Genomic DNA, 23814 nt, shown 5'->3' with positions numbered 1-23814 from the left:
TATTCTCTAATTATACGTGAGGGCTTTATTTTTTTGAAATAATATGAGTATTTTATATAAAAAGCCGAGGAAAATCATTAAAGATTCTCCTCGGCTTTTATTTGAGACTGGATTTATGTCCCAGCCCCTTTTGTTTATCGGTAAATTGAAGCTATTGATTTTAATGTAGTTAAAATTATGAGCGTTCTTCTGATGAGCGTCTCTTAGATGCCGCATGTAAAATCTTAGTATGTTCTTCATTAGGCGAGAGTGTTAATCCTAATGCTTTACGCTCTCTATTGGCATCTTTATAGAATGACAGTGTCATTAAGATAACGACCACACTAAATGGTAAAGCTGAGATAATCGCCGCAGATTGTAAGGCATCTAGTCCTGTTTCGCCTCCGGCAAGCAGTAATATATACGCAATCGCAGAAAGCGCAAGTCCCCAAACAATTTTTACGAATCCTGCTGGACGTAATGTACCGAATGCTGTCTGCATACCTAAAACGAATGTTGCTGAATCGGCAGAAGTAATAAAGAATGATCCGATTAATGCGAGTGCGATAATAGATAACACACTGCCTATCGGCAATTCATTAAAGATACCGAATAATTGTGTTTCAGGTGGCATTTTAAAGATGTTCACATGTTCTTGTCCCACGCTGATACCTGTTAAACCGAATACACTGAACCAGAAAATACTTACAATTGTCGGCACTAACAAGACAGCCATAACGAATTCTCTGATAGAACGACCTCTAGAGATACGGGCAATAAAGATACCAACGAATGGACTCCAACTCATCCACCAGCCCCAATAATAAACCGTCCATGTCTGCATCCAGTCATGTTTTTGATGATTTAATGGCGCTGTATCTAAACTGTTAAAAATTAATGTGTTTAAGTAATCACCAGTCGCAGAAGTCATCATATCTAAGATGAGTAAAGTTGGGCCGATGACTAATAGAACCGCAAAGAGAATCGCAGCTAAAATCATATTCAAGTTACTCAAATATTGAATCCCTTTACTCAAACCGCTCCATGCACTGTATAAGAAGAGCACAGTAACGACTGCGATAATAATACCTTGAACTAACTTGTTATTTGGAATACCAAATAAATAATTCAAACCACCATTAATCTGCATCGCGCCAACACCCAATGATACTGCCACACCAATGATTGTCGCAAATACTGCTAAAACATCGACAATGGTACCAGTTAAACCATCAACACGTTTACCTAAAAGTGGTCGTAATGTTTTAGAAATAAGCCCGACTTCGCCTTTTCTGAATTGGAAATAAGCGAGTGATAACGCTACGATACCGTAAACAGCCCAAGGGTGGAAACCATAGTGTAAGAAACTAGCACGTAATGAATCAGCGAGTGCTTCTTTTGTTTCTGGAGAAGCTGTAGGTGGAGTTAAATAATGTGATACAGGCTCAGAAGCCCCATAGAAAACTAAGCCAATCCCCATACCAGCACTAAATAACATCGTTAACCAAGAGACTGTATGGAATTCAGGCTTGTCTGTAGGTTTACCTAGCTTTAACTTACCAATCGGACTGAAAACTAAGAAAATACAGAAAACCAAAATGAAAGAAAAGACTAACATGTAATACCAACCGAAAGTTTCTGTAATCCACGCCCCAAGCGCACCAGAAACCTTTCCGAATTGGTTAGGGAAAATTGCGCCTATTAATACTAATAGACCTACGAGTATAGACGCATAAGTAAATACGGGTGAAAACGTCTTGTTTGTCTCTTTATGAGTCGTCTTCAAAACTGCAACATCCTTTCTGATTTGAGTATTGAAAAAAAGCAAAGACGGCATACATGCTATCATACCTAGGAAATAATTCAACTTGCTTCAAACAGATAATCTTTTCTACGTTTTTTAATCGTTATAATCAAATTACCCATTTATCAAAACGAATAATTGAATGCGTCGACTTGTGTTTAGAAACAAGCCGGCGTACTTTTGTATATTGTGTCGATATAGGTTAGATTAAAGATAAGCAGTAAAACTATTGAATCAAATCTAATTAGGAGGAACTTGTAGTGACACAATTATTTACAGATCGTTTATATGAACGCGTTGAGCCGATTTGGGCATCTTACATGGAACATCCATTTATTAAAGGGCTGGCTGACGGCTCTTTGGATGAAGAGAAATTCAAACATTGGTTGAAACAAGATTACATTTATTTAATTGAGTATTCTCGTTTGTTTGCGATTGGTGCCGCGAAAGCCATTGATTTGGATATGATGTCGACGTATGCGCAATTATTAGATGGCACAATGAATACTGAAATGAACTTGCATCGCGGTTATGCGAAAGAATTCGGTATTAGTGAAGCGGAATTAGAAGCTACTGAACCTGCAGAAACTACAACCGCTTATACAAGCTACATGTTGAATATGGCACAAATCGGCGGCGTAGAAAATGTCATTGCCGCTATTTTAACTTGTACATGGAGTTACAACTATATTGGTTTGAAATTGGCAGAACAAGATGCTGCTAAAGATCATCCATTATATCGAAAATGGGTAGATATGTATTCATCTGAGGAGTTTACGCAATTTAAGAAAGATTGCGTTGAACTGATGAATAAAGTGACAGAAGGACGTTCAGAAGCGGACTTAAAACGACTAGAAGATATTGTTGTACGCACAAGTTATTATGAATATAAATTCTGGGATATGGCAGAGAACTTAAGTACTTGGGATGTGCCGGTAAAATAGAATCATTGAAGATTTAAGTCATTGGCTTTAAGCTTAGGTAAGCAAAGCATGTTTAGGAGGCAAGAGATTGAATAAAAAAGAACTCATGAACTTAGCTTCAACACCTGTCAATGCACCGACATACTCAAGGGTTGATGTTCATTTCAGAAATCGAGAATTTTTAAATATTGTGTATCGCACAGATATTGAGAAATTAAAGGAAGTCGTACCTGAACCACTAAAAGTGACAAGTGACTTAATCAAATTTGAAGTCATTGATATGCCTGATAGTACAGGCCTTGGTTCATATACAGAATGCGGCCAAGTGATTCCAGTAGAATACAACGGAGAAGAAGGCGAATTCTACTTATCCATGTATTTAAATAATCAGCCTGCGATTGCGTTAGGCAGAGAACTTTCAACATTTCCTAAGAAATACGGAGAACCAAGACTATATGTCGATAACGATACATTAGTAGGTACATTAGATTATCATTCACTACGTGTCGCACAAGCTACTATGACCTATAAATACCATCCGATTGAAACAGAAGAAGCGAAGAAACTTATAACCAAACCAAGCTTCATGTTGAAACAATTACCGAATTATGATGGGACACCGAGAATACTTGAAATGACACGTTCTCAAATTACAGATATTCAAATTAAAGAAGCATTTCGTGGTGATGCACGTCTGCAATTATTTGAACACGTCAATGCACCACTCGCAGATTTTCCAGTCAAAGAAATTGTCGATGCACAACATATCTTGGCAGATTTAAGACTCGGCCGACCAGAAGTCATTCATGACTATTTAAAAGAATCATAATTTTTTCGGGAGAAACAAGCTTGAAGTTTGTTTCTCCTTTTTCTATACAAATAGACAAAATATGTCTTTTTTGTAAAGAATGAATACAGTTGTATTCCGCTCAGGTATACTGAATATTAAGTATGAAAGTCATTATAAAGAGAGAGTAGGGACATAATGAACAAAATTAAATATTTAGGTACTGGACTCTTAGCAGCGTCGTTATTATTAACTGCTTGTGGGCAAAAAGAAGAAACACAAACATCATCTGATCAAGAAAAAACAGAACATCAATCAGAAGAACAATCAACACAGGAAAACCATCAAAAAAGTGAAGAAAACAACGAGAAACATTTAGGTTCAAAAGCATCTGAAAATAAACACAATGCGTTTAGTCATTTGAATCCGCAGAGTGACGAATATCTTGCGCGTGTTTGGTTAGCCGCATTACCAAGCTATCGAAGCGCAAATCCGGCAGATATCTCTATTAGTCATGGTGATTTGTCAGGAAAAATTATGTATGGACCAGGGTCAATCAGATATGAACAAGGTATTCAAAGTTTGTTAGGTACACCCACTGCGGCAGGATATGTTGTCTATAAAAATAATGGAGATGGGACAATAACAATTTATCCCGTACCGAGTCATTTCCAAGACCATCGTTGGCAAGAAGAAGATTATAGTCGTGAGGAATCTCAACGTATTATGAATAGTGGAAAAGTCGTGCCGTTGTATGATGGGAATGAAGAAGCGGTGCGTCTAGTTGAAAGTTATATTGGTGCGACACCACCTGGCATTGATGAAGATGATGAAGAGTCAGAAGAAACGGTGACACGTGAAAATGTGATTGATAAAGTTGAAGAATATGAGGGTCATCAATTAGATACAAGCCGTTATACTTTTAAAGAACCAGAACGTCGTGATGATGGTGGTTGGGGTTTCTCAATTTTAGATAAGCAAGGTAACTTAGTCGGCTCATATATCATTGATTCTGATGGTGATGTGACCAAATATGATGAACATGGCGACGAAGTTTAATATATATTTAAAAGAACTTGATTCGACAGGTTTCATGTGTCGAACCAAGTTCTTTTATAAGTAAGATTATTCATCACTTTATTTGTTTGATGCATAGTCATAGAGTTTAATAATCGTTTTGAATTTCGCATCTTCGAGCTTTGTTTTTTTATTTCTTAAATCTTGAACAGTTTGATAGGGAACACCTGAAGCTTTTGAGATTTTATAGCCGCTTTCAGCTTCAAATAGTTTTTCAATATCTTCTTTAATTTGTTGGATGACTGTCATAGTTAAGCTCCTTTTATTTTTTTATCGCGCTTTGAATGTAAGTGTAATTCTACTTATTCCACTGACAGTGTATCACGATATAATACGTTATCCAATCATAATAAGAAATCAAAAGGTTGAATAAAGTTTAATCTCTGAATTTAAAAATGCCCTATAAAGCTTTGCTTTTTAGCAATTGCTTTATAGGGCATTTTTTATTGTATCATCTCATATCGTTTTATCGACGATATTTGTTGAAATCAATGACGTTACCAGAAGATTCATTGTTTTGTTTTTGTGGTTTTGCTTGAGGTTGATTGTGCAGTTCTTCTAAGAATTGATCTAACTCTTCTTGAGATGTGACTTTACCATCAATTATCGCATTCATGACTTTCGCATCATCACTCTCTTGATCTAAGTCGAACATTTCTTTAAACATTTCACGCATATCATCATCTTTACCCGCTTCCACAAACGCAGAAATCGCAGTATCGATATCTTCATCTTCGTTAATCGGTAGACTATTCAATTTTTGATACTTCTCAATTTCTTCTAATAACTCACGGTCTGCTTCATCAAGATAATCTAAAGGATTCATGTCATTCTCTTCGAAGTAATCCTCTAAATCTTCAAAAATATCCATTGGCATATAAAGGATTTCATAGTCATCTTGTACTTGAATGAAGAAAGTTTTCGTACTTAAAGCATCAAGATGCGTGTAAGGAATAACGTTACTTTCTTCAGCGATAAAGTACGCAATTAAACTTAACTCTTGTTTAGTGAGACGTTTGAACATTAGCGATGTTTTGTTTGTAAATTTATCTTGAATTAAATCAGCGATGTCACTTTTGCTTCCTTTAGAAAAGCCAGTAATTTTAAATTCGCGACAGATTTGTTTCAATTCTTCAGTGCCGTATTTCTTTAGTAAGTCAGCAAGTTGGAAGTCTTCATAATCTTTACGTGCTTGTGTCAATTCACGCATTTCATGAAGGGCTTCTTCTTCATCATCATCCAATGGTGGAATAGAGTCATATTTATGGCTGAGTACATATTTATTGAAGTTGTTTAAAAACTCAGTTTCTACAAAATATGAGTCTTTTTCAATTTCATAAACGAAATCTGTTCGATCTAAAATTTTTAATTCATCGGCTTTTTCTTTTGGTATGATTGTGACTTCAGGATGATACTTCAAGATAGATTCCAAGACTTGTCTTTCTTTTAACGTCGTATACTTTCCATAATCTGTACAGATTTCTTGAACAGACATTTTTTCTGCATCATCTATTTTATAATCAGCATTATGGAATTCGATGGCTTCAGCTAATTCGATATATTTATGTTTTTGTTCTTCCAAGTAATTCATATGCGTCACCCCGTGCATTTTAAGATTGTATTATATCTATTCTATACCAATCTTTCCCTTAAAACGAATATTTTAAAGATGAAATGGGTTAACTCTTAATTATCGAGATTCTACATAGGATTCAGCACCAAGTTGTGATACATTTAACTAAATAACAATGTGAAGGAGTACTTCAATGGATACGACAGCTTTGATTTATGTCATTATCATCTTTATTAGTTTTATTGTCACAAACATGATTTCGAATCGTTTCATTAAGAATCGTGCTAATACAGGGTTATATTTGTTGAAACGTGTCGGTATTTTTATGGGTGTATATCTAATCTTATTTAGTATTTATTTTATCTTGTTTAAACCGGAAATTTAAAGTGAAGGTATGCGTTGGATATAGATTCAACTTATATATTTGTATATGTAAAAAGTCAGGCGTGCTGCCTGACTTTCATTGTTTAATGTGAATTTGATTGTATATTAAACAGGGCGTACTGTAATTTCATTCACATTGACATGACTGGGTTGTGTTAACGCATAGACTACCGCATTTGCGATATCTTTAGGTTCTAACATTTTACGTGAACCCCAATCTGTATCGCTGGTCATAGCTGTGTCGACCATACCCGGTGAAATGCTGGTAGAACGAATACCTGTTTTTGCGAGTTCTTTTTCTAGGCCTTGTGTAATTGCGTGGACAGCTGATTTTGTAGCGCTGTATAACGCGCTTGATTTTGTCACTTCAAAGCCCGAAATTGAGGCGATGTTGACGATATGGCCGCTTTGTTGTTGTTGGAAGTACGGCATGACTGCGTTGATTGCGTATAACGTACCTTTAAGGTTTACATCAATCATGTCGTCCCATGCTTGAACGTCACCTTCTGTAATCGCAGAGGATTTCATTTGGCCTGCGCTATTGACTAAGATATCAACTTTCCCGAATTCTTCTACAGCTTGTTTCACTGCACGATCAATATCTTCACGGTTTGTGACGTCAGCGCTGATAATCTCATAATTTTTTGCGCCTGCTTTACGCAGTTCTGTTGAAACTTGATCGAGCTTCTTTTCATCACGAGCGACAAGCACAACAGTTGCGCCTTCATTTGAAAGCTTTAAGGCAATGCCTTTCCCGATACCGCTGCTTGCGCCTGTAATGACTGCCACTTTCTTATTCAATTCTGTCATAAGTAAATCCGCCTTTCTCTCTCTTATTTACACTTATATTGATTTATTCCCTTTTTCTACTTAAGGTAAAGATAACAGCTGACACCTTCAGTATATACAAGGGAGCTTATGAATGCGAAAATTGGTATGCAGTTTCAGAATATTAACGGCTTTTCTCATCCTTTCGGCAATATTGCATCAAAGATGTAAACGTTTTCTAAACGACTGATGAAACATGATGGAATTTGGTATACAATGGGATTACATTCAAAATTTAGTGCAATTTCAGCAGAGTGGGCTGCTGGGAATTGAAGTAATACATGATAAGCAGAGAAATAGAGAGAGGGGAACTATAATGTTATTGCTTACGATTCTTCAATTCATTATCAACATCTTTATTGCGCTTGTCGTAATAGGACTGTTGGTGACTGGATTAGTATTGTTATTTAGAGATAAACGGCAACAACAGCACAGTGTGTTGCGCAACTATCCTGTGTTGGCACGTGTCCGTTATTTCTTCGAAAAGATTGGGCCTGAGCTTCGTCAATATTTATTCTCAGAGGACACGAAAGGGAAACCATTTTCACGTAGTCAATATACAGACATCGTGAAAGCTGGTAAGTATAAATCACGCATGACGAGTTTCGGAACGCAGACAGATTATGAAACAGGCTTCTTTATTCAAAACACCATGTTTCCGAAACAAACAGAGGAAATGCGCATTGATCAATCGACTTTAATTTCGACTTTTGTTTATAAGATTGATAATGAGCGCTTATTTGATCGTGAAGAACATCGAGACCCTGAAAAGGTTGACCCTTATTATCTGTCAGATGAGGATGCGATTGTCTTAGGAGAAGATTTAAAATATCCTTACAAAGTGAAACGTTTAGTCGGTCAATCAGGTATGAGTTACGGTACATTAGGTAAAAATGCGATTACCGCATTATCTAAAGGATTAGGACGTGCAGGTACTTGGATGAATACGGGAGAAGGCGGCTTATCCGATCACCACCGTAAAGGTGGCGGCGATATTATCTTCCAAATCGGACCTGGTTTATTCGGTGTACGTAAAGCCAATGGCGACTTTGATTTAGAGAAGTTCAAACAAAAAGCGGCTATCGAACAAGTGAAAGCCTTTGAAGTGAAGTTAGCGCAAGGGGCTAAAACACGTGGCGGTCATATGGAAGGTGCTAAAGTCACAGAAGAAATCGCGAGAATCAGAAGTGTTGAACCTGGTAAAACGATTAATTCACCGAACCGCTTCGAATTCATCCATAATTACGATGATTTATTAGATTGGATTATGGATCTGAAAGAAGCAGCACAAAAGCCAGTCGGTTTCAAAATCGTGGTAAGTCATGTCGATGAAATCGAAGCTTTAGTCAGAACGATGAAACAACGTCAACAATATCCAAGCTTCATCACCATTGACGGTGGTGAAGGTGGTACAGGTGCAACGTATCAAGAACTGCAAGATAGTGTCGGCTTACCATTATTCACAGCATTACCGATTGTTACAGGTATGTTAGAGAAATATGGTATCCGTGATAAAATGAAAATTTTCGCATCAGGTAAACTGGTCACACCGGATAAAATTGCGATTGCGCTCGGTCTCGGTGCAGACTTAGTCAATGTCGCTCGTGGTATGATGATCAGTGTCGGCTGTATTATGAGTCAACAATGTCACTTGAATACTTGCCCAGTCGGTGTCGCAACGACAAATCCTAAACTAGAACGTGGTTTGTTTGTGAATGAAAAGAATTATCGTGTCACAAACTACGTCACAAGTTTACATGAAGGCTTATTCAACTTAGCCGCAGCAGTCGGTGTCGAAAGTCCGACAGACATTACGCAAGATCATTTAATCCTCAAAAATCCAAACGGCAGCTTACAGTCGATTTATGATTATAAATTAAAATTAGTTGATACAAAGCAAAATGTATCTGTATAAATTTTATTCAAGCTCTCACTTAAATGCGTGAGAGCTTTTTTAGTGTCTATAATGTGAAACAGATGTCGAGTTAAGCAACATATCACCCGTGATGTAGATAGAATACTTGGTTTTGGTGTGGGATAATTTTTAATGCAACATTCATCAACTAAGAGTAAACAGTTCATTTAAGCACTATGTTTTTACGCATATTTAAATAAACATTAAATGTAATTCAACTTCAGTGTGGTATGATTTAGTGCGTTGTAAAAAATAATGGAAAGTAAGTTAAGTATATATTGAAGAGGAGATGAATTATGACACTTAAAACCAAATTATGGATGATTTTTACGATGTTGCTTGGCGGATTCTTCGGATTATTGAATGAGACTTTACTGGCAACAGCATTACCGAGTATTATGAGAGATTTTAATATTGAATATACACAAGTTCAGTGGTTAACAACAGGTTTCTTATTAACCAACGGAATTGTGATTCCTTTATCAGCAATGGTGATTCAGCGTTTTAGTACACGTCAGGTATTCTTAACATCTATTTTAATCTTTTTAGTGGGTACACTCGTTGCGGGCGTTAGTCCGAACTTTACTGTATTATTAATTGCGCGTATTGTACAAGCGTTAGGTTCAGGTATTATGATGCCGTTAATGATGACAACGATTTTAGATGTCTTCGAGCCGAGTGAACGCGGTAAGTACATGGGTATTTTCGGATTAGTGATTGGGTTGGCACCCGCAATTGGACCGACATTATCAGGTTATTTAGTTGAGTATTTCAATTGGCGTTCATTATTCCATGTGGTGACACCAATCGCCGCAATTACATTCTTAATGAGTTTGAAATTAATTAAGAACGTAGGAACTAACCGTAAAGTACCGATTGATGTGCTATCTATTTTCCTGTCGGTCATAGGGTTTGGCGGATTATTATATGGGACAAGTTCTATCGCACGTGATGGTTGGGACGACCCAATTGTCTTAACAACAATTATTGGCGGTATTGTGTTAGTGACACTCTTTATCATCAGACAGTTACGTTTAGAAACACCGCTGCTTGATTTCAGAGTGTTTAAACAAGGACAATTCGCAGTCGGTATTATCATTATGGCCTTTACAATGATTGCGATGATCGGTTCTGAAACAGTGTTGCCGATCTTTATTCAAAATATTATGGGTAAACCAGCGTTAGAATCTGGACTTGCATTATTGCCAGGTGCAATTGTGATGGGGATTATGTCTGTCGTTTCAGGTATTCTTTATGAGAAATTCGGTGCCAAAATTTTAGCGTTTATCGGTATGGGCATCGTAGTTGTGACAACAACTTATTTCGTCTTTATGGACGCTAAAACATCATTAGTGATGTTAACAACAGTTTATGCGATTCGTATGATCGGTATTGCGTTAGGTTTAATGCCTTTAATGACACATACGATGAACGAATTACCGCAGAAAATGAATGCGCATGGCTCTTCTATGACAAATACCATGCAGCAAATTTCAGCTTCTATTGGTACAGCGATTCTCTTTACGATTATGAGTCATTTCGCGAAAATCTTTAAACCGGATATGGCAGATTATCAAGGACTTAAACCTGAAGTGATGCAAGCGCAAATTGCACAAGATGCTATGTTGAACGGCTATCACGCGGCCTTCTGGTTCACAGTGATTATTGCGGTTATCGCATTCTTAAGTGTGTTCTTATTAAAAAGCCAAAAGAAAGTGAAGCATTCAAATAATCAAGAACCAAACACAACAGCATAATATAAACTAACTAAACAAAACTCAGCATCTCCGTTATGGAAATGCTGAGTTTTTCTGTTCTAATATTTCTTTTAAAGCGTCTGAAAAAATATGGTCATGATAGTGTGGGTAACAGGTATACAATTGAATGTTCCTTAACACATGATTACGTATTTCTGATAAACTAGTAAAAATACCATTTTTTAAACAAAGGGGATGTTTATACATGGCAAATTTACAAAATGTGGGGCCAGAAGCATTAAGACAAATGATTCGTAATAAAGAAGTAACAGGACATACAAGTGGAATGGCTAAGGGGTACATTCAAGCGAATGTAGTTATTCTGCCTTCAAAATACGCGTATGATTTCTTAAAATTCTGTTTTAAAAATCCAAAAACATGTCCGTTACTAGATATGTCTGAAGTAGGGGAAGTTAATTTTTCAAAGTATGGTAAACATGCGGATATCACGACAGATGTAGGGGCTTATCGTGTATATGAAAATGGTGAACTAATAGAAACACCGTCTGATATCAAGCATCGATTTAATGATGATATGGTCAGCTTTTTAATCGGGTGCAGTTTTACGTTTGAACATGCATTGTTAGAAGCGGGTATTCCATTACGTCATTTGGAAGAAGGACATAATGTACCAATGTATATTACAAATATACCGGCTGAACCTGCTGGTCGTTTTGACGGGAATATTACTGTAAGTATGCGCCCGATGACTATGAAGGATGCGATTCGTGCGACTGAAATTACGACACACTTTAAAAATGTTCACGGCACACCTATCCATATTGGAAATCCTTCAGCAATCGGTATTAAAGATTTAAATCAAACAGACTTTGGAGAACCGGTACAAATAAAAGAAAATGAAGTGCCTGTCTTTTGGGGATGTGGTGTTACACCGCAATCTGTAGCTTTAGACGCTAAGCCTGAATTGATTATCACACATGCACCTGGACACATGTTTATTACAGATATCAGGGATAGTGAACTAAGTGATTGAGGTGTTATTTTTGCACACTAAACGTTAACTTCATTTAAAAAAGACGTGATATAATTAATTAAATCTAATAGAGGAGGCAACGCTGATGGTTAAACGTGTTTCAATAAATACAAAAGTTTTGAACGGCTATATCAATGAATCTAGCGTCCCTCTCTCTGCAATTCAAAAGAAAGTTGAAAAGATAGAAAACATCATGCGCGGAGAGGTACAACCAACTTTTAACCAACTCGTTACAATTGCAAAAACAATTCACGTTCCAGCAGGTTTATTAGTGCTAAATGAAAAAATAAACCTTCCAAAAGAGAAGTTAGAATTTCGGGTAATCAGCTCTAATGATATAGGGGCTAAAAGTGAAGAACTTAAAGCAACCATTCAAGAGATGAGAATGAAACAAGAATTTTTAAAAGAAGAGATTGAGTACGAATTGCCTTTTATTCATCGATTCACTGAGCAAGATGATTATTTAAAAGTCGCTGAAGAAATTCGAAAAGTACTTGGAGTTCCTGTAGCATATATGAATGATGCGAAACCAGATGCTTTTAACTACTTTAGAAAGAAGCTTAATCGTGTAGGTATCTTTGTTTTTCTAAACGGCAAAGTTAAGGACAATACACATCGTCCGCTAAACATTAAAGAATTCAGAGGCTTTGTATTAAGCGACAAACAAGCACCCATTATTTTTATCAACCAAACAGATACCAAGAATGGTCGTCTTTTTACAATGATTCACGAATTAGTACATTTATTTGTTGGACGTGATGGTATTTTTAATGATGATGCGATGTCATTAGAAAATAAAAGCTCTGAGGCGTATGTGAATAAAATAACTGCAGAAATTTTAGTGCCTAAATCTGAATTGAAAAAAATTAATACCGATAATATTGAAACTTTGGAATCTATTTTCCCAGTAAGTCATTATGTATTGTATAGAAGACTCTACGATGAAAAAAGAATTAGTTATCAAACATACCAAGCACATATCGACAGATTGAATGAAGAATTTGAAACTTATAGAAACCAACAAATAAGTAAAAGCACGAGCGGCAATTACAATAATAATCTGAATTATAGAATGGATCGTATATTTTTCAATTATGTAGATAATGCCTTGAAACAAAACAGAATTTCCTATACAGATGCTTTTCAATTGGTAGGTGTGGGTTATAAAGGCTATAAAGTTTTGGAGGCTGAGAGATAAAATGAAAAAATATATTCTTAACACCGATATCAACTTTTTAATGAAATAACATAAATCGTTTAAAGAACCTTGGCGAAAGCCAGGGTTTTTTAATGCCTGCTTTAACACTTACCTCATGCTTCCCTCATAGTAAATTTTAAAATAATAGAATTATTTTACGATATAAAAGTGATTATACAAATTGTGACATTTTCATCTTAAATCTATGGATTATAGTTGTCACAAATACTATGTAAGCGTTTACTATAAAAGGATGTCAAATTACTAAAATATTCTGATTATGTTTAAAAATAGAATTATTTATAAATTACCTAATAATTAGTTTGCCTTTATTGTATATAAGTGTTAAATTGAATGTGAAAACATTCACAAGGAGAGATGAACATGGAAATCGGTATCATTAAAGAACTCAAACCAGGTGAAGGACGTGTGGCTTGCACCCCGGAAAATGTGAAGAAACTTGTCTTAGATGGACATCGTGTTCTCGTTGAACATAATGCAGGTGCAGGCTCTGGATTTGATGATGCGCAATATGAGAAAGCAGGCGGCTTTATTGTGAATCATGAAGAAGCATGGCAAGCGGATTTGATTGTCAAAGTGAAAGAACCAGATGCGAAAGAATTCAAATTCTTTAAACCCGGACAAGTCATCTGGGGCTTCCAACATTTAGCTTCATCTAAAGAAACTGTAGAGGCAATGCAGGAAGCAGGTGTTACCGCAATCGGCGGCGAAACGATTGTGAAAGATGGTCAAGCACCATTATTAGCTCCGATGAGTGCCATCGCAGGACGTCGTTCTATGTTGATGGGCGCATATTATTTAGAGAAGCAACATCAAGGTGAAGGTATTTTAATTTCAGGTATTGATGCGATTGATGGTATTCCTTCTGGTAAAGTCGTTATCTTCGGCGGCGGATCAGCTGCGGTCAACGCGGCTACGATTGGCTTAGGTTTACAAGCATCAGTTTCAATTATCGAATTAAATGATGACCGCATTAAATGGCTCAAAAATCACTTCAAAGGCCAAGATGTTACAGTTATTAAATCAAACGAAGAAAACCTCGCAAAAGAAATTAAGACAGCGGATGTCTTTATTTCAACCATTCTTATCCCCGGTTCTAAACCACCCAAACTCGTTACACGTGACATGATTCAATCTATGAAAGAAGGTTCAGTCGTTGTAGATATTGCGATTGACCAAGGCGGTACAGTTGAAGGTATCCGTCCAACTACGATTGATGATCCCGTTTATGTCGAAGACGGCGTTGTCTTCTATGCAGTACCGAACCAACCTGGTGCTGTTCCACGTACTTCTACTATGGCACTGGCTTTAGGTAATATCGAATACTTACTAGAAATCAGTAATAAAGGTATTGAACAAGCGATTAAAGATAATCCTGTACTTGCGACAGGTGTCAATATTTATAAAGGTCATGTGACGAATGAAGGACTTGCACAATCTCATGACTTATCTTACGAGGAGTTAAACAAATTAATGAATTAAGCGAATAAATATTCCTATATAAAGAGAAATGGAGAGAGCGAAATGACAGTAAACAGTACAGTAATGCAAACGGAGAAATATTGTAATATTCAAGACATTAAAGAAGCGAAAATGATGATTCGTGATTACGTGCGTAAAACACCGTTAATCCAATCCATGTTCTTAAGTAATGATATCACTGGCGGCAATGTCTATTTGAAATTAGAAAATATGCAGTTCACGGGTTCATTCAAATATCGCGGTGCCTTGAATAAAATTTTACATCTGACAGATGAACAAAAAGAAAAAGGAATCATTACCGCATCAGCTGGGAACCATGCACAGGGGCTTGCGCTGACCGGTAAGTTATTAGGCATCAAAGCAACCGTGATTATGCCAGAAGAAGCACCTATCGCAAAACAAGAAGCAACCAGAGGTTATGGTGCAGAAGTCATATTGAAAGGAGAGACATTCAATGATTCTCGCCTCTATATGGAACAACTTGCGAAAGAAACGGGCAAAACGATTGTTCATCCTTACGATGACAATGAAGTAATGGCTGGACAAGGCACAATCGGATTAGAAATATTAGACAGTATTTGGAATGTTAATACAGTTATTGTACCTGTAGGCGGAGGCGGTTTGATTTCAGGTATCGCGACTGCATTGAAATCATTCAACCCATCTATCCATGTTATTGGCGTACAAGCAGAGAATGTTCACGGTATGGCAGAGTCTGTGAAACAAGGTAAGATTACGTCACAATTTACTGCGCATACGATTGCGGACGGTACGGAAGTCGCAATTCCGGGTGAAAAAACGTATGAAGTCGCAGATAAATTGGTTGATGAATTTATCTTAGTGACTGAAGATGAGATTTCTAATGCGATGCGTCACTTAATGCAGCGTGCGAAAATCATCACAGAAGGTGCTGGTGCGTTACCGACAGCGGCTATTCTGAGCGGTAAAATCGATCCGAAATGGTTGAAAGACAAAACAACAGTCGCACTCGTGTCTGGAGGAAATGTCGACTTAACACGCGTGTCACATATTATTGATACATTACTCGAACCTGCCGATACAAGTGAAGGTGTAGTAGGTTAACCGAAATAAGACAGAACGGAGGTAAGCCTGATGAGTAGTGATAAAGCCTTAAAGAAAAATATAGGTTTCTTTGCTGCACTTTCACTCGTTATGGGTTCGGTTATCGGTGCTGGTGTCTTCTTCAAAGTTTCCAGTGTTACCGAAGTAACTGGCTCAACGAGTATGGCAATGTTAGTTTGGTTCCTTGGAGGTATCATTACCATTTGTGCAGGTTTGACAGGTGCTGAGTTAGCAGCTGCCATCCCTGAAACAGGTGGTCTGACAAAATATATCGAATATACGTATGGCAACTTCTGGGGGTTCTTATCTGGATGGGCACAAGGCTTCATCTATTTCCCCGCAAACGTAGCTGCACTGGCGATTATATTCGGTACACAAATTATTAACTTGTTTCAACTTAACATTATTTATTTAGTTCCAATTGCTGTTACTAGTGCGTTAACATTGCTGTTAATTAACTTATTAGGATCAAAAGCAGGCGGATTACTTCAATCAATTACGTTGGTGATTAAATTAATCCCCATTGCGATGATTGTATTATTCGGTTTCTTCCAAAGCAGCGAAGTATCATTCTCTTTATTCCCAGTGGTGAATGGTACAAGTTCTGGTTGGTTTGAAGCGATTGGAAGCGGCTTGCTTGCGACAATGTTCGCATACGACGGATGGATTCACGTCGGTAATATTGCCGGGGAAATGAAGAATCCTAAGAAAGATTTACCTGGCGCAATTGCTTTAGGTATTGGCTTGATCATGGTTGTGTATCTATTGATTAACGCAACGTTCTTAATGACTTTGCCGATTGAACATATCGTAGGTAACTTAAACGCCGCAAGTGATGCATCATCTATTCTGTTCGGCGCAAGCGGTGGCAAGATTATCACTATCGGTATTTTGATTTCTGTATACGGTACAATGAACGGTTATACGATGACAGGCATGAGAATTCCTTATGCAATGGCACAAATCGATCAATTACCATTTAAACGCGCATTCTTAAGCTTAACACCTTCAGATACACCTTGGTTAGGCGGTGTTATTCAATTAGCTATCGCTACATTAATGATGTTGTTAGGTGCGTTTGATACGATTACAAACATGTTGATTTTCGTTATTTGGACATTCTATTGTATGGCCTTCCTAGCAGTCATACTTTTACGCAAACGAGAACCTGAATTACAACGGCCTTACCGTGTGCCATTGTACCCAGTCATTCCGATAATCGCCTTAGCGGCAGGTGTCTTTGTATTAATCAACACATTAATTACTCAACCTGTACTCGCAATCATCGGTATTGTCGTGACCTTAGCAGGTATCCCAATCTATTATTATAAGAAAGCACAAGTGAAGTCATAAGGTAGTATTCTAAAATTCATTCACCATCTATATTTATACCTTTCAAATTAAAGAAGGAAGTCTTTCATGGTCAGCGTCATGAAGTGACTTCCTTTTTTATTTTTCATAAATAAATAAATAGAGATATTTTAAACTAACATTCAAACAATACCATGTTAAGTGTGTGAAGATGGTATTTAAATTTTTATAATTTTTGCATTAAAATCATCTTCAAAAACAAAAAGTGTTTTGTTTAAAAAGAAACGGGAAACTCATAATTAGGACTTATTATATAGGAGGTTATTTGTGTGGCTAAAAACAAAAAGCAAGAACAATTAGACCAATTTAGAAAAAGTCATAAAGGCGAACCGATGACGACGAATAATGGAACAAAAGTCAGCGAAGATGAATTAACACTCACAGCTGGTGAAAGAGGGCCCAGTTTATTAGAAGACTTCCATTTCCGTGAGAAAATTATGCATTTCGACCATGAACGTATTCCTGAACGTGTTGTTCATGCACGTGGTTTCGGTGCACATGGTGAATTCCAAGTTTATGAAGATTTATCTGAGTATACTTCAGCAGACTTCCTCACAAATCCTGACAAAGTGACACCTGTCTTTGTACGTATTTCAACGGTACAAGGTTCAAAAGGTTCACCAGATACAGTCAGAGACATCCGCGGCTTTGCGACTAAATTCTATACAGATGAAGGTATCTTCGACTTAGTCGGTAATGATATCCCTGTTTTCTTCGTTCAAGATGCAATCAAATTCCCTGATTTAATTCATGCGGTTAAACCTGAACCAGATACAGAAACACCACAAGGCGGTTCAGCACACGATACATTCTGGGACTTCTTCGCAGAAAATCCAGAAACTTCACATACTGCAGTATGGGCAATGAGTGACCGTGGTATTCCTAAGAATATCAGACAAATCGAAGGCTTCGGTGTACATACGTACCGTTTAGTCAATGCACAAGGCGAAGCATTCTTCGTTAAATTCCATTGGAGACCTGTTCACGGCTTAGAATCACTTGTATGGGATGAAGCACAAATCTTACAAGGTAAAGATATCGACTTCCACCGCAAAGATTTACACGAATCTATTGAAAAAGGTGACTATCCAGCTTGGGAACTTGGTTTACAAATCTTAAGAGAAGATCAAGAATTCGATTTTGATTTCGACTTATTAGATCCAACAAAAATTTGGCCAGAAGATGAAGTGCCGGTGAAAGTCGTTGGTAAAATGACGTTGAACCGTAACGTAGATAATGTCTTTGATGAAATCGAACAAGTCGCATTCCACCCAGGTCATGTGGTACCAGGTATCGACTTCTCAAATGACCCACTACTACAAGGACGTCTATTCTCTTACACAGATACACAAATCTCACGTTTAGGCGGGCCAAACTTCAACCAAATCCCAATCAACCGTCCTGTGAATAAAGTACGTAACAACCAACGTGATGCGATGCATCAAATGAATATTCATGAAGGTAAAACGTCTTATCATAAGAATGGTCTTGAAGGCAATTGCCCATTCACAAGTTCAAAAGCAGAAGGCGGCTATGTACATTATCCTGAAAAAGTAGAAGGACACAAAATCCGTAAACGCAGTGACAGTTTCAAAGACTACTATTCACAAGCGAAACTATATCTGAACAGTTTAACAAAACCTGAATATGACCATACAGTAGATGGCTTCTCATTTGAAATCGGTAAATGTAAAAGTATGGATGTGCGTCAACGTGCAGTCAATCAATTAAACAAAATTGACCGTGAATTAGCTGAACGTGTCGCAGAAAATGTAGGAGTACAAGTACCAGAAGAAAATGAAGAAGTGAAATCTGATAAGAAAGATAGTCAATTGACTATGGAAAAATATGATCGTCCATTACCAGGTCACTCAGTGGCAGTATTAGTGAACGGTGATATTGACGCAGATACACTGAAAAAATATGCGAAAACATTCGCAGAGCATGGTTTGAACTATGCGTTTGTCGGTAAGCAACAAAAAGACTTGTCTGATGATATCTCAATCAATGAAACGTATGATACAGCGCATGCGACATTATTCGACAGCTTAGTCATCTTGTCAGATGGCAATGGTTTAATTCCAGATGCTGAAGAGTTTGCGGCGTTATCTTTCAAACATAAGAAACCAATTATCTTTAATGAAGCGGCATCTAAAGACTTACAAGACCGTAAAGTGAAATTAGATGCGCCTGGTATCTTTGTATCAGATGATCCACAAACAATTGTGAAAGCATTTGACAAAGTCCGTTATTGGGATAGAGCTTAATATTAACTTTTCAAAGCCTTGGCAATGCGCCAGGGCTTTTTCTATACATATTTATAAGTTGTAATTTTAGAAAATTGTATTCACTAAACTTTCATATTTTAGTAATTTTGGCTTACCAAATTGTGACGCAATCGTGATAAACTGGACTATGTTATCTTTTTCACAATATAGAGATACTAAAGTGAGGAGTTAAAATGTTTCTATTTATCACAGAAATTATTATCATGATTCTGGCCATACTGATGGGGTTACGGCTAGCAGGTGCACTGGGTTGCGGTATATTCGCAATCGTGGCACAACTGATCATGATATTTATCTTTGGTTTGCCGCCAGGTTCAGCACCTGTCACAGCGGTATTGATTATTTTATCAATTGGGATTGCGGGCGGAACCTTACAAGCTACAGGCGGAATCGACTATTTAGTCTATCTTGCGTCTAAAGTGATTGAACGTTATCCGAAATCAATTATCTTTATTGCGCCGATGATTGTCTTTATCTTTGTCTTCGGTATCGGGACAACAAATATTGCATTATCACTAGAACCAATAATTGCTAAAACTGCGACACGTGCAGGGATTCAACCGAAACGTCCTTTAACTGCATCAGTGTTAACAGCTAACTTGGCATTATTATGTAGTCCGGCAGCTTCTGCGACTGCTTATATTATTGCGACGTTAGCGGTGACAGGTGTCACAATGGGTAAATATCTGTCTATCGTCATGCCTACAGCAATCATCAGTATGTTAGCGCTGAGTGTTTATTGTACAGTAGTCGGCAGACGTCGTAAGATGAATCCGAGTCAATTTGCGACAGATATTATGGAAGATATTGAAGCGCAACCCTTACAAACGAAATTTTCACCACGTGTGAAATTAGGTGTGTTGGTCTTCTTATTAGGTGTTGGATTGATTTTAATGTTCGGTATCTTCTCTGATCTCGTACCGACATTTAAAGTGAATGGAGAATCCGTTAAACTTGAGACAACAGAAATTGTGCAGCTCTTTATGTATATGAGTGCCGCAATCAACTTAGTCTTAGTTAAATTAAATACAAGAGATATTTTAGATAGTCATATTACACAATCTGCGATTGGTGCATTATTCGCAGTGCTTGGACCTGGTTGGCTCGGTGCAACTATTTTTACTGCCCCAGGAAATAAAAAGATTATGACAGAACAAATCGGCGGTGTGATACAACAAGTACCTTGGCTTGTGATTATCTTAGTCTCACTCGTTACGATTGTCGTCATTTCACAATCAGCGACAGCTTCAATTATGTTGCCGATTCTGATGAGTATGGGTGTGCCGCCAATGTACTTTATTGCGATGGCGCAAACTTTAAATGTTAACTTTGTCATTCCCGCACAACCAACCCTATTATTTGCGGTAGATTTAGATGAAACAAAACAAACGAAACCAACCAGCTTTATATTACCCGGCTTCTTTGCGATTACAGTATCTGTGATTGTAGGATTTAGTATTAAAGCATTGCTTGGTTATTAAATAATAAAAGAAATGTCCTCCAATTTGAGTAGTTGTTCAAAATGGAGGACATTTTGTATCGATTATTTCCATAAATTCATTACCGCATAACTGCGCATCGGTCGCCAAGCTTCAGCAAGCGCTAACCGACCTTTTGAGGTTTCAGCTTCTTCTGAGTCAGGATATAAAGCTTTCATCGCTTTGATGACACCAATGTCAGATTCAAGGAAGGCATCAGGATATCCTAAGGCGCGCATACCAATCGCATGTGCTGTCCAAGGTCCGACTCCTTTGATAGCTAAGAGCCGTTTCATCTCAGTTTCTATTTGTGTCATGACTTCTGTGTCTATCTGTTTATCTTTCCAAATTGGGTAAGGTTTGAGCTGGATTTCGCCGCTTACAGTTGCTTGAGCAATGGCTTCTATTGTTGAAGCACGTCTGCCTGTAATACCAAGTGGGCCTAAAACATCACTGATACCTTTACCGCCTTCTAGACTATTCGCTTTACCTGCCGCAATAAGTGTCTCTGCAGATGGGAAGAAAGCAGATAAACCAGGTAAATCCAAGACAAACGGTGTACCTAAGGCATGAACTAAACGACCAGCTAAGGTCGTCGCAGCTTGTACCGTGATTTGTTGTCCTAATACTGTACGTACACTGACTTCAAAACCATCAAAGCCACCTGGCATTCTAGTACTTGAATCCATCCATGAGTCATTCAGTACTTCTTTTGATGCTTCAGGTGGATAATCTAAGTCAAAAAGATGGCGTATACGTTCAATCACTTGAATGAGTACTGGATAAAGACTTGCGCTGAATGTGAGCGCTAAAGCATTTGGCTCGCCATCTTGTGTGACCGCAATCCATCCTTTAAATGTATGTGATGCTGAACGAAGCAATGCTGTACGGTAATAAGTATCTTCACAAACAGTTTCTACACCTGGAATTGCCCGCCGATCTAAGAATTGAAGTAACGTTTCAAATGCATAAGGAGGTTGATAATAAAGGTGCAGATATAAGGTTTGACGGTACCAGCTGTCATCGACTTCTGTATGATTATATTTTGGTAATTGATGATAAAAGTTTGTCAATGTATTCAATTTTAATTGCATAATCATTCTCCTAAATATCTTAATACTCTTCTATACCCGGATAATCAAAGAAATTCAGTACTTTTTCTGTGATGATTAATATAGTATGAAATCAAATTTAGTCTATTTATGAATCACGATGGGAAATTCATTGCCAACTATCAACAATTTCGTTAAGCTAGAATAGTGATAATAGTTTATTATTTTTTCTCTTAAAATGTATAAAATAATTATAACTGTTGACTTAATATGAAGGGATGACGATAAAATTGATGAAACGCGTGCTGACTATAGCTGCAGCGAGTACTTTGATCCTTACAGCATGCGGAAACAATGATTCAACTTCAAAGAACGACAACAAGTCCGCAGAACATCAACAATCAGAAAAGCATAACGATAATAAAAATAAAATCAAATACCCTAAAGAAGGGGTTAAAGGGATTTATGTGACACCAGGAACACTTCAAGGCGAACGTTTTGATGAATTAATCAAAATGATTAATGACACAGATTTAAACGCTATGGTGATTGATGTTAAAGATGATACAGGCAACATCACAATGAACTTGAATTCAGATAACAAACTGATTCAAAAGAATACAACGGAAATGGTCAATCTTAAAAAGTTGATGAAGACGTTAGAAAAGAATAATGTCTATCCGATTGCCAGAGTTGTAACCTTTAAAGATGCACGTGCTGCAGAAGCACATCCAGATTGGTCATTTAAAGAGAAGAATGGTGAAGTTTGGGAAAGTGATGGCGGAGATAAATTCTTAAATCCATTCAAAAAAGAAGTAAGAGACTATAATATAGACGTCGCAAAAGCAGCCGCTAAGGCTGGGTTTAGAGAAGTACAATTCGACTATGTACGTTTCCCAGAAGGCTTTGAAAATATGGACAAAGATTTAGTGTATTCTAATGGTAAATACAAAGGGGACGACATGGATTATACACAACAACGTGTCGATAGTATTACGCAGTTCTTAAAGTCAGCACGTAAAGAAATTCATCCGTTAGATGCGCAAATTTCAGCGGATGTCTTTGGCTACTCAGCGACGGTTGAAGAAGCACCGGGTATTGGTCAAAGTTTCCCTAAAATTGCGGAGAATGTCGATGTGATTTCTTCTATGATATATCCATCACATTGGAGCCCAGGTGACTTTGGGATTGATCACCCTGACTTAGAACCATATAACACAGTAGACAAGTACTTAGAGAAAGAAACAGCAGTATTGAAGAAAGCAGACCATAAACCGAAGACACGTCCTTGGCTGCAAGATTTCACTGCGAGTTATCTAGGTGCAGGCAATTATAAGAACTATGATGCAGAAGCGGTTTCTGATCAAATACAAGCGTTACGTGATCACGGTATCAATGAATTCTTACTTTGGGATGCTTCAAACGAATATACTAAAGGTGTGAACTATTCACCGGATAAGAGTGAAAAAGCTAAAAAAGAAGAGGAAAAAGAAAAACAAGACAAGCAAGAAAAGACAGATAAACAAGACAAAAAAGATAATTAATAACACTAAACAAACTGGACTTTCTTTTAATGGAAGGTTCAGTTCTTTTTATGCTGATTTCAGAAACTGACTATGCATATTTCTTATACATAAAATTAATAATCATGAGATGTGCGTAGAAAAGTCATATGGATTATTTCGAGATAGTATATTTAAATTAAAGAGAAATTTTAAGAACATATTAATCTGTGATACAAAATATTGTCAAAAATTGTGATTGAAAATGGATTAATTAGAAAATTGAGTGAAATTAGATGCGTAAACACGAATAAATTC

General features: G+C 37.2%; 19 protein-coding genes. 14 read left to right on the top strand and 5 right to left on the bottom strand.

Translation table 11 applies throughout. The features are described from left to right. Positions 1 to 175 precede the first annotated feature (175 nt). Positions 176 to 1765 carry a BCCT family transporter gene (locus BU038_RS08105; RefSeq protein WP_107605597.1) on the bottom strand — a complete coding sequence of 530 codons (1590 nt, stop codon included), beginning with the start codon at positions 1763 to 1765 and terminating at the stop codon, positions 176 to 178. A gap of 278 nt (positions 1766 to 2043) precedes the next feature. Between BU038_RS08105 and tenA the strand changes: the two genes are divergently transcribed. From tenA to BU038_RS08090, 3 genes are all read left to right on the top strand, one after another. Continuing rightward, complete coding sequence (tenA, locus tag BU038_RS08100) at positions 2044 to 2727, top strand: thiaminase II (RefSeq protein ID WP_002480059.1); 684 nt, start codon at positions 2044 to 2046, stop codon at positions 2725 to 2727. 67 nt (positions 2728 to 2794) lie between these two features. Then, complete coding sequence (locus tag BU038_RS08095; protein WP_107605596.1) at positions 2795 to 3535, top strand: acetoacetate decarboxylase; 741 nt, start codon at positions 2795 to 2797, stop codon at positions 3533 to 3535. A 156-nt stretch (positions 3536 to 3691) separates the two neighbouring features. Beyond that, positions 3692 to 4552 (top strand): hypothetical protein, encoded by an 861-nt coding sequence (locus BU038_RS08090; RefSeq protein WP_107605595.1) that lies wholly within the window; start codon positions 3692 to 3694, stop codon positions 4550 to 4552. A 78-nt stretch (positions 4553 to 4630) separates the two neighbouring features. Here the strand turns inward: BU038_RS08090 and BU038_RS08085 are convergent, their stop codons facing one another. Further along, the gene (locus BU038_RS08085; RefSeq protein ID WP_107605594.1) at positions 4631 to 4819 is read right to left on the bottom strand and encodes a hypothetical protein; all 189 of its coding nucleotides are present in this window, start codon (positions 4817 to 4819) and stop codon (positions 4631 to 4633) included. Positions 4820 to 5036: 217 nt separating this feature from the next. Next, entirely contained in the window at positions 5037 to 6161 is a 1125-nt protein-coding gene (locus tag BU038_RS08080; RefSeq protein WP_107605593.1) for a hypothetical protein, read from the bottom strand. A 175-nt stretch (positions 6162 to 6336) separates the two neighbouring features. Here BU038_RS08080 and BU038_RS08075 point away from each other — a divergent pair, with 175 nt between their 5' ends. Then, positions 6337 to 6528 carry a hypothetical protein gene (locus BU038_RS08075; protein WP_107605592.1) on the top strand — a complete coding sequence of 64 codons (192 nt, stop codon included), beginning with the start codon at positions 6337 to 6339 and terminating at the stop codon, positions 6526 to 6528. Between the two features lie 104 nt (positions 6529 to 6632). Here the strand turns inward: BU038_RS08075 and BU038_RS08070 are convergent, their stop codons facing one another. Further along, positions 6633 to 7337: an SDR family oxidoreductase gene (locus BU038_RS08070; protein WP_107605591.1), complete on the bottom strand. Its 705-nt coding sequence runs from the start codon at positions 7335 to 7337 to the stop codon at positions 6633 to 6635. A 334-nt stretch (positions 7338 to 7671) separates the two neighbouring features. Between BU038_RS08070 and BU038_RS08065 the strand changes: the two genes are divergently transcribed. The 9 genes from BU038_RS08065 (at position 7672) to BU038_RS08025 (ending at position 20945) form a co-directional block, all read left to right on the top strand. Further along, entirely contained in the window at positions 7672 to 9270 is a 1599-nt protein-coding gene (locus BU038_RS08065; RefSeq protein ID WP_107605590.1) for an FMN-binding glutamate synthase family protein, read from the top strand. Positions 9271 to 9566: 296 nt separating this feature from the next. Beyond that, positions 9567 to 11027 (top strand): MDR family MFS transporter, encoded by a 1461-nt coding sequence (locus BU038_RS08060; RefSeq protein WP_107605589.1) that lies wholly within the window; start codon positions 9567 to 9569, stop codon positions 11025 to 11027. Positions 11028 to 11232: 205 nt separating this feature from the next. Next, positions 11233 to 12021, top strand: a complete 789-nt coding sequence (locus tag BU038_RS08055) for a putative hydro-lyase (RefSeq protein WP_107605588.1) — start codon at positions 11233 to 11235, stop codon at positions 12019 to 12021. Positions 12022 to 12106: 85 nt separating this feature from the next. Further along, complete coding sequence (locus BU038_RS08050) at positions 12107 to 13219, top strand: ImmA/IrrE family metallo-endopeptidase (RefSeq protein WP_107605587.1); 1113 nt, start codon at positions 12107 to 12109, stop codon at positions 13217 to 13219. 384 nt (positions 13220 to 13603) lie between these two features. Further along, a complete protein-coding gene (gene ald, locus BU038_RS08045; protein ID WP_107605586.1) occupies positions 13604 to 14722 on the top strand; it encodes an alanine dehydrogenase in 1119 nt (372 codons plus the stop codon). 42 nt (positions 14723 to 14764) lie between these two features. Continuing rightward, on the top strand, positions 14765 to 15805 hold the full coding sequence (gene tdcB / locus BU038_RS08040) for a bifunctional threonine ammonia-lyase/L-serine ammonia-lyase TdcB (RefSeq protein ID WP_107605585.1): 1041 nt from the start codon (positions 14765 to 14767) through the stop codon (positions 15803 to 15805). 30 nt (positions 15806 to 15835) lie between these two features. Continuing rightward, entirely contained in the window at positions 15836 to 17158 is a 1323-nt protein-coding gene (locus BU038_RS08035) for an APC family permease (RefSeq protein WP_107605584.1), read from the top strand. Between the two features lie 350 nt (positions 17159 to 17508). After that, the gene (locus tag BU038_RS08030) at positions 17509 to 19443 is read left to right on the top strand and encodes a catalase (RefSeq protein WP_107605598.1); all 1935 of its coding nucleotides are present in this window, start codon (positions 17509 to 17511) and stop codon (positions 19441 to 19443) included. 194 nt (positions 19444 to 19637) lie between these two features. After that, a complete protein-coding gene (locus BU038_RS08025) occupies positions 19638 to 20945 on the top strand; it encodes an anaerobic C4-dicarboxylate transporter family protein (RefSeq protein ID WP_107605583.1) in 1308 nt (435 codons plus the stop codon). Between the two features lie 62 nt (positions 20946 to 21007). Here the strand turns inward: BU038_RS08025 and BU038_RS08020 are convergent, their stop codons facing one another. Further along, positions 21008 to 22036: a DNA-3-methyladenine glycosylase family protein gene (locus BU038_RS08020; protein WP_158262794.1), complete on the bottom strand. Its 1029-nt coding sequence runs from the start codon at positions 22034 to 22036 to the stop codon at positions 21008 to 21010. A 236-nt stretch (positions 22037 to 22272) separates the two neighbouring features. On the opposite strand from BU038_RS08020, the gene BU038_RS08015 reads away from it, so the two are divergent. Continuing rightward, positions 22273 to 23538, top strand: a complete 1266-nt coding sequence (locus BU038_RS08015) for a putative glycoside hydrolase (RefSeq protein WP_428843596.1) — start codon at positions 22273 to 22275, stop codon at positions 23536 to 23538. Positions 23539 to 23814 lie beyond the last annotated feature (276 nt).

Origin of the sequence: Staphylococcus simulans (assembly GCF_003043455.1) — a bacterium.
Classification (GTDB): Bacteria; Bacillota; Bacilli; order Staphylococcales; family Staphylococcaceae; genus Staphylococcus; species Staphylococcus simulans_A.
Note: the sequence above shows the minus strand (reverse complement) of the source record. Positions and strands in the feature narration are given on the sequence as shown.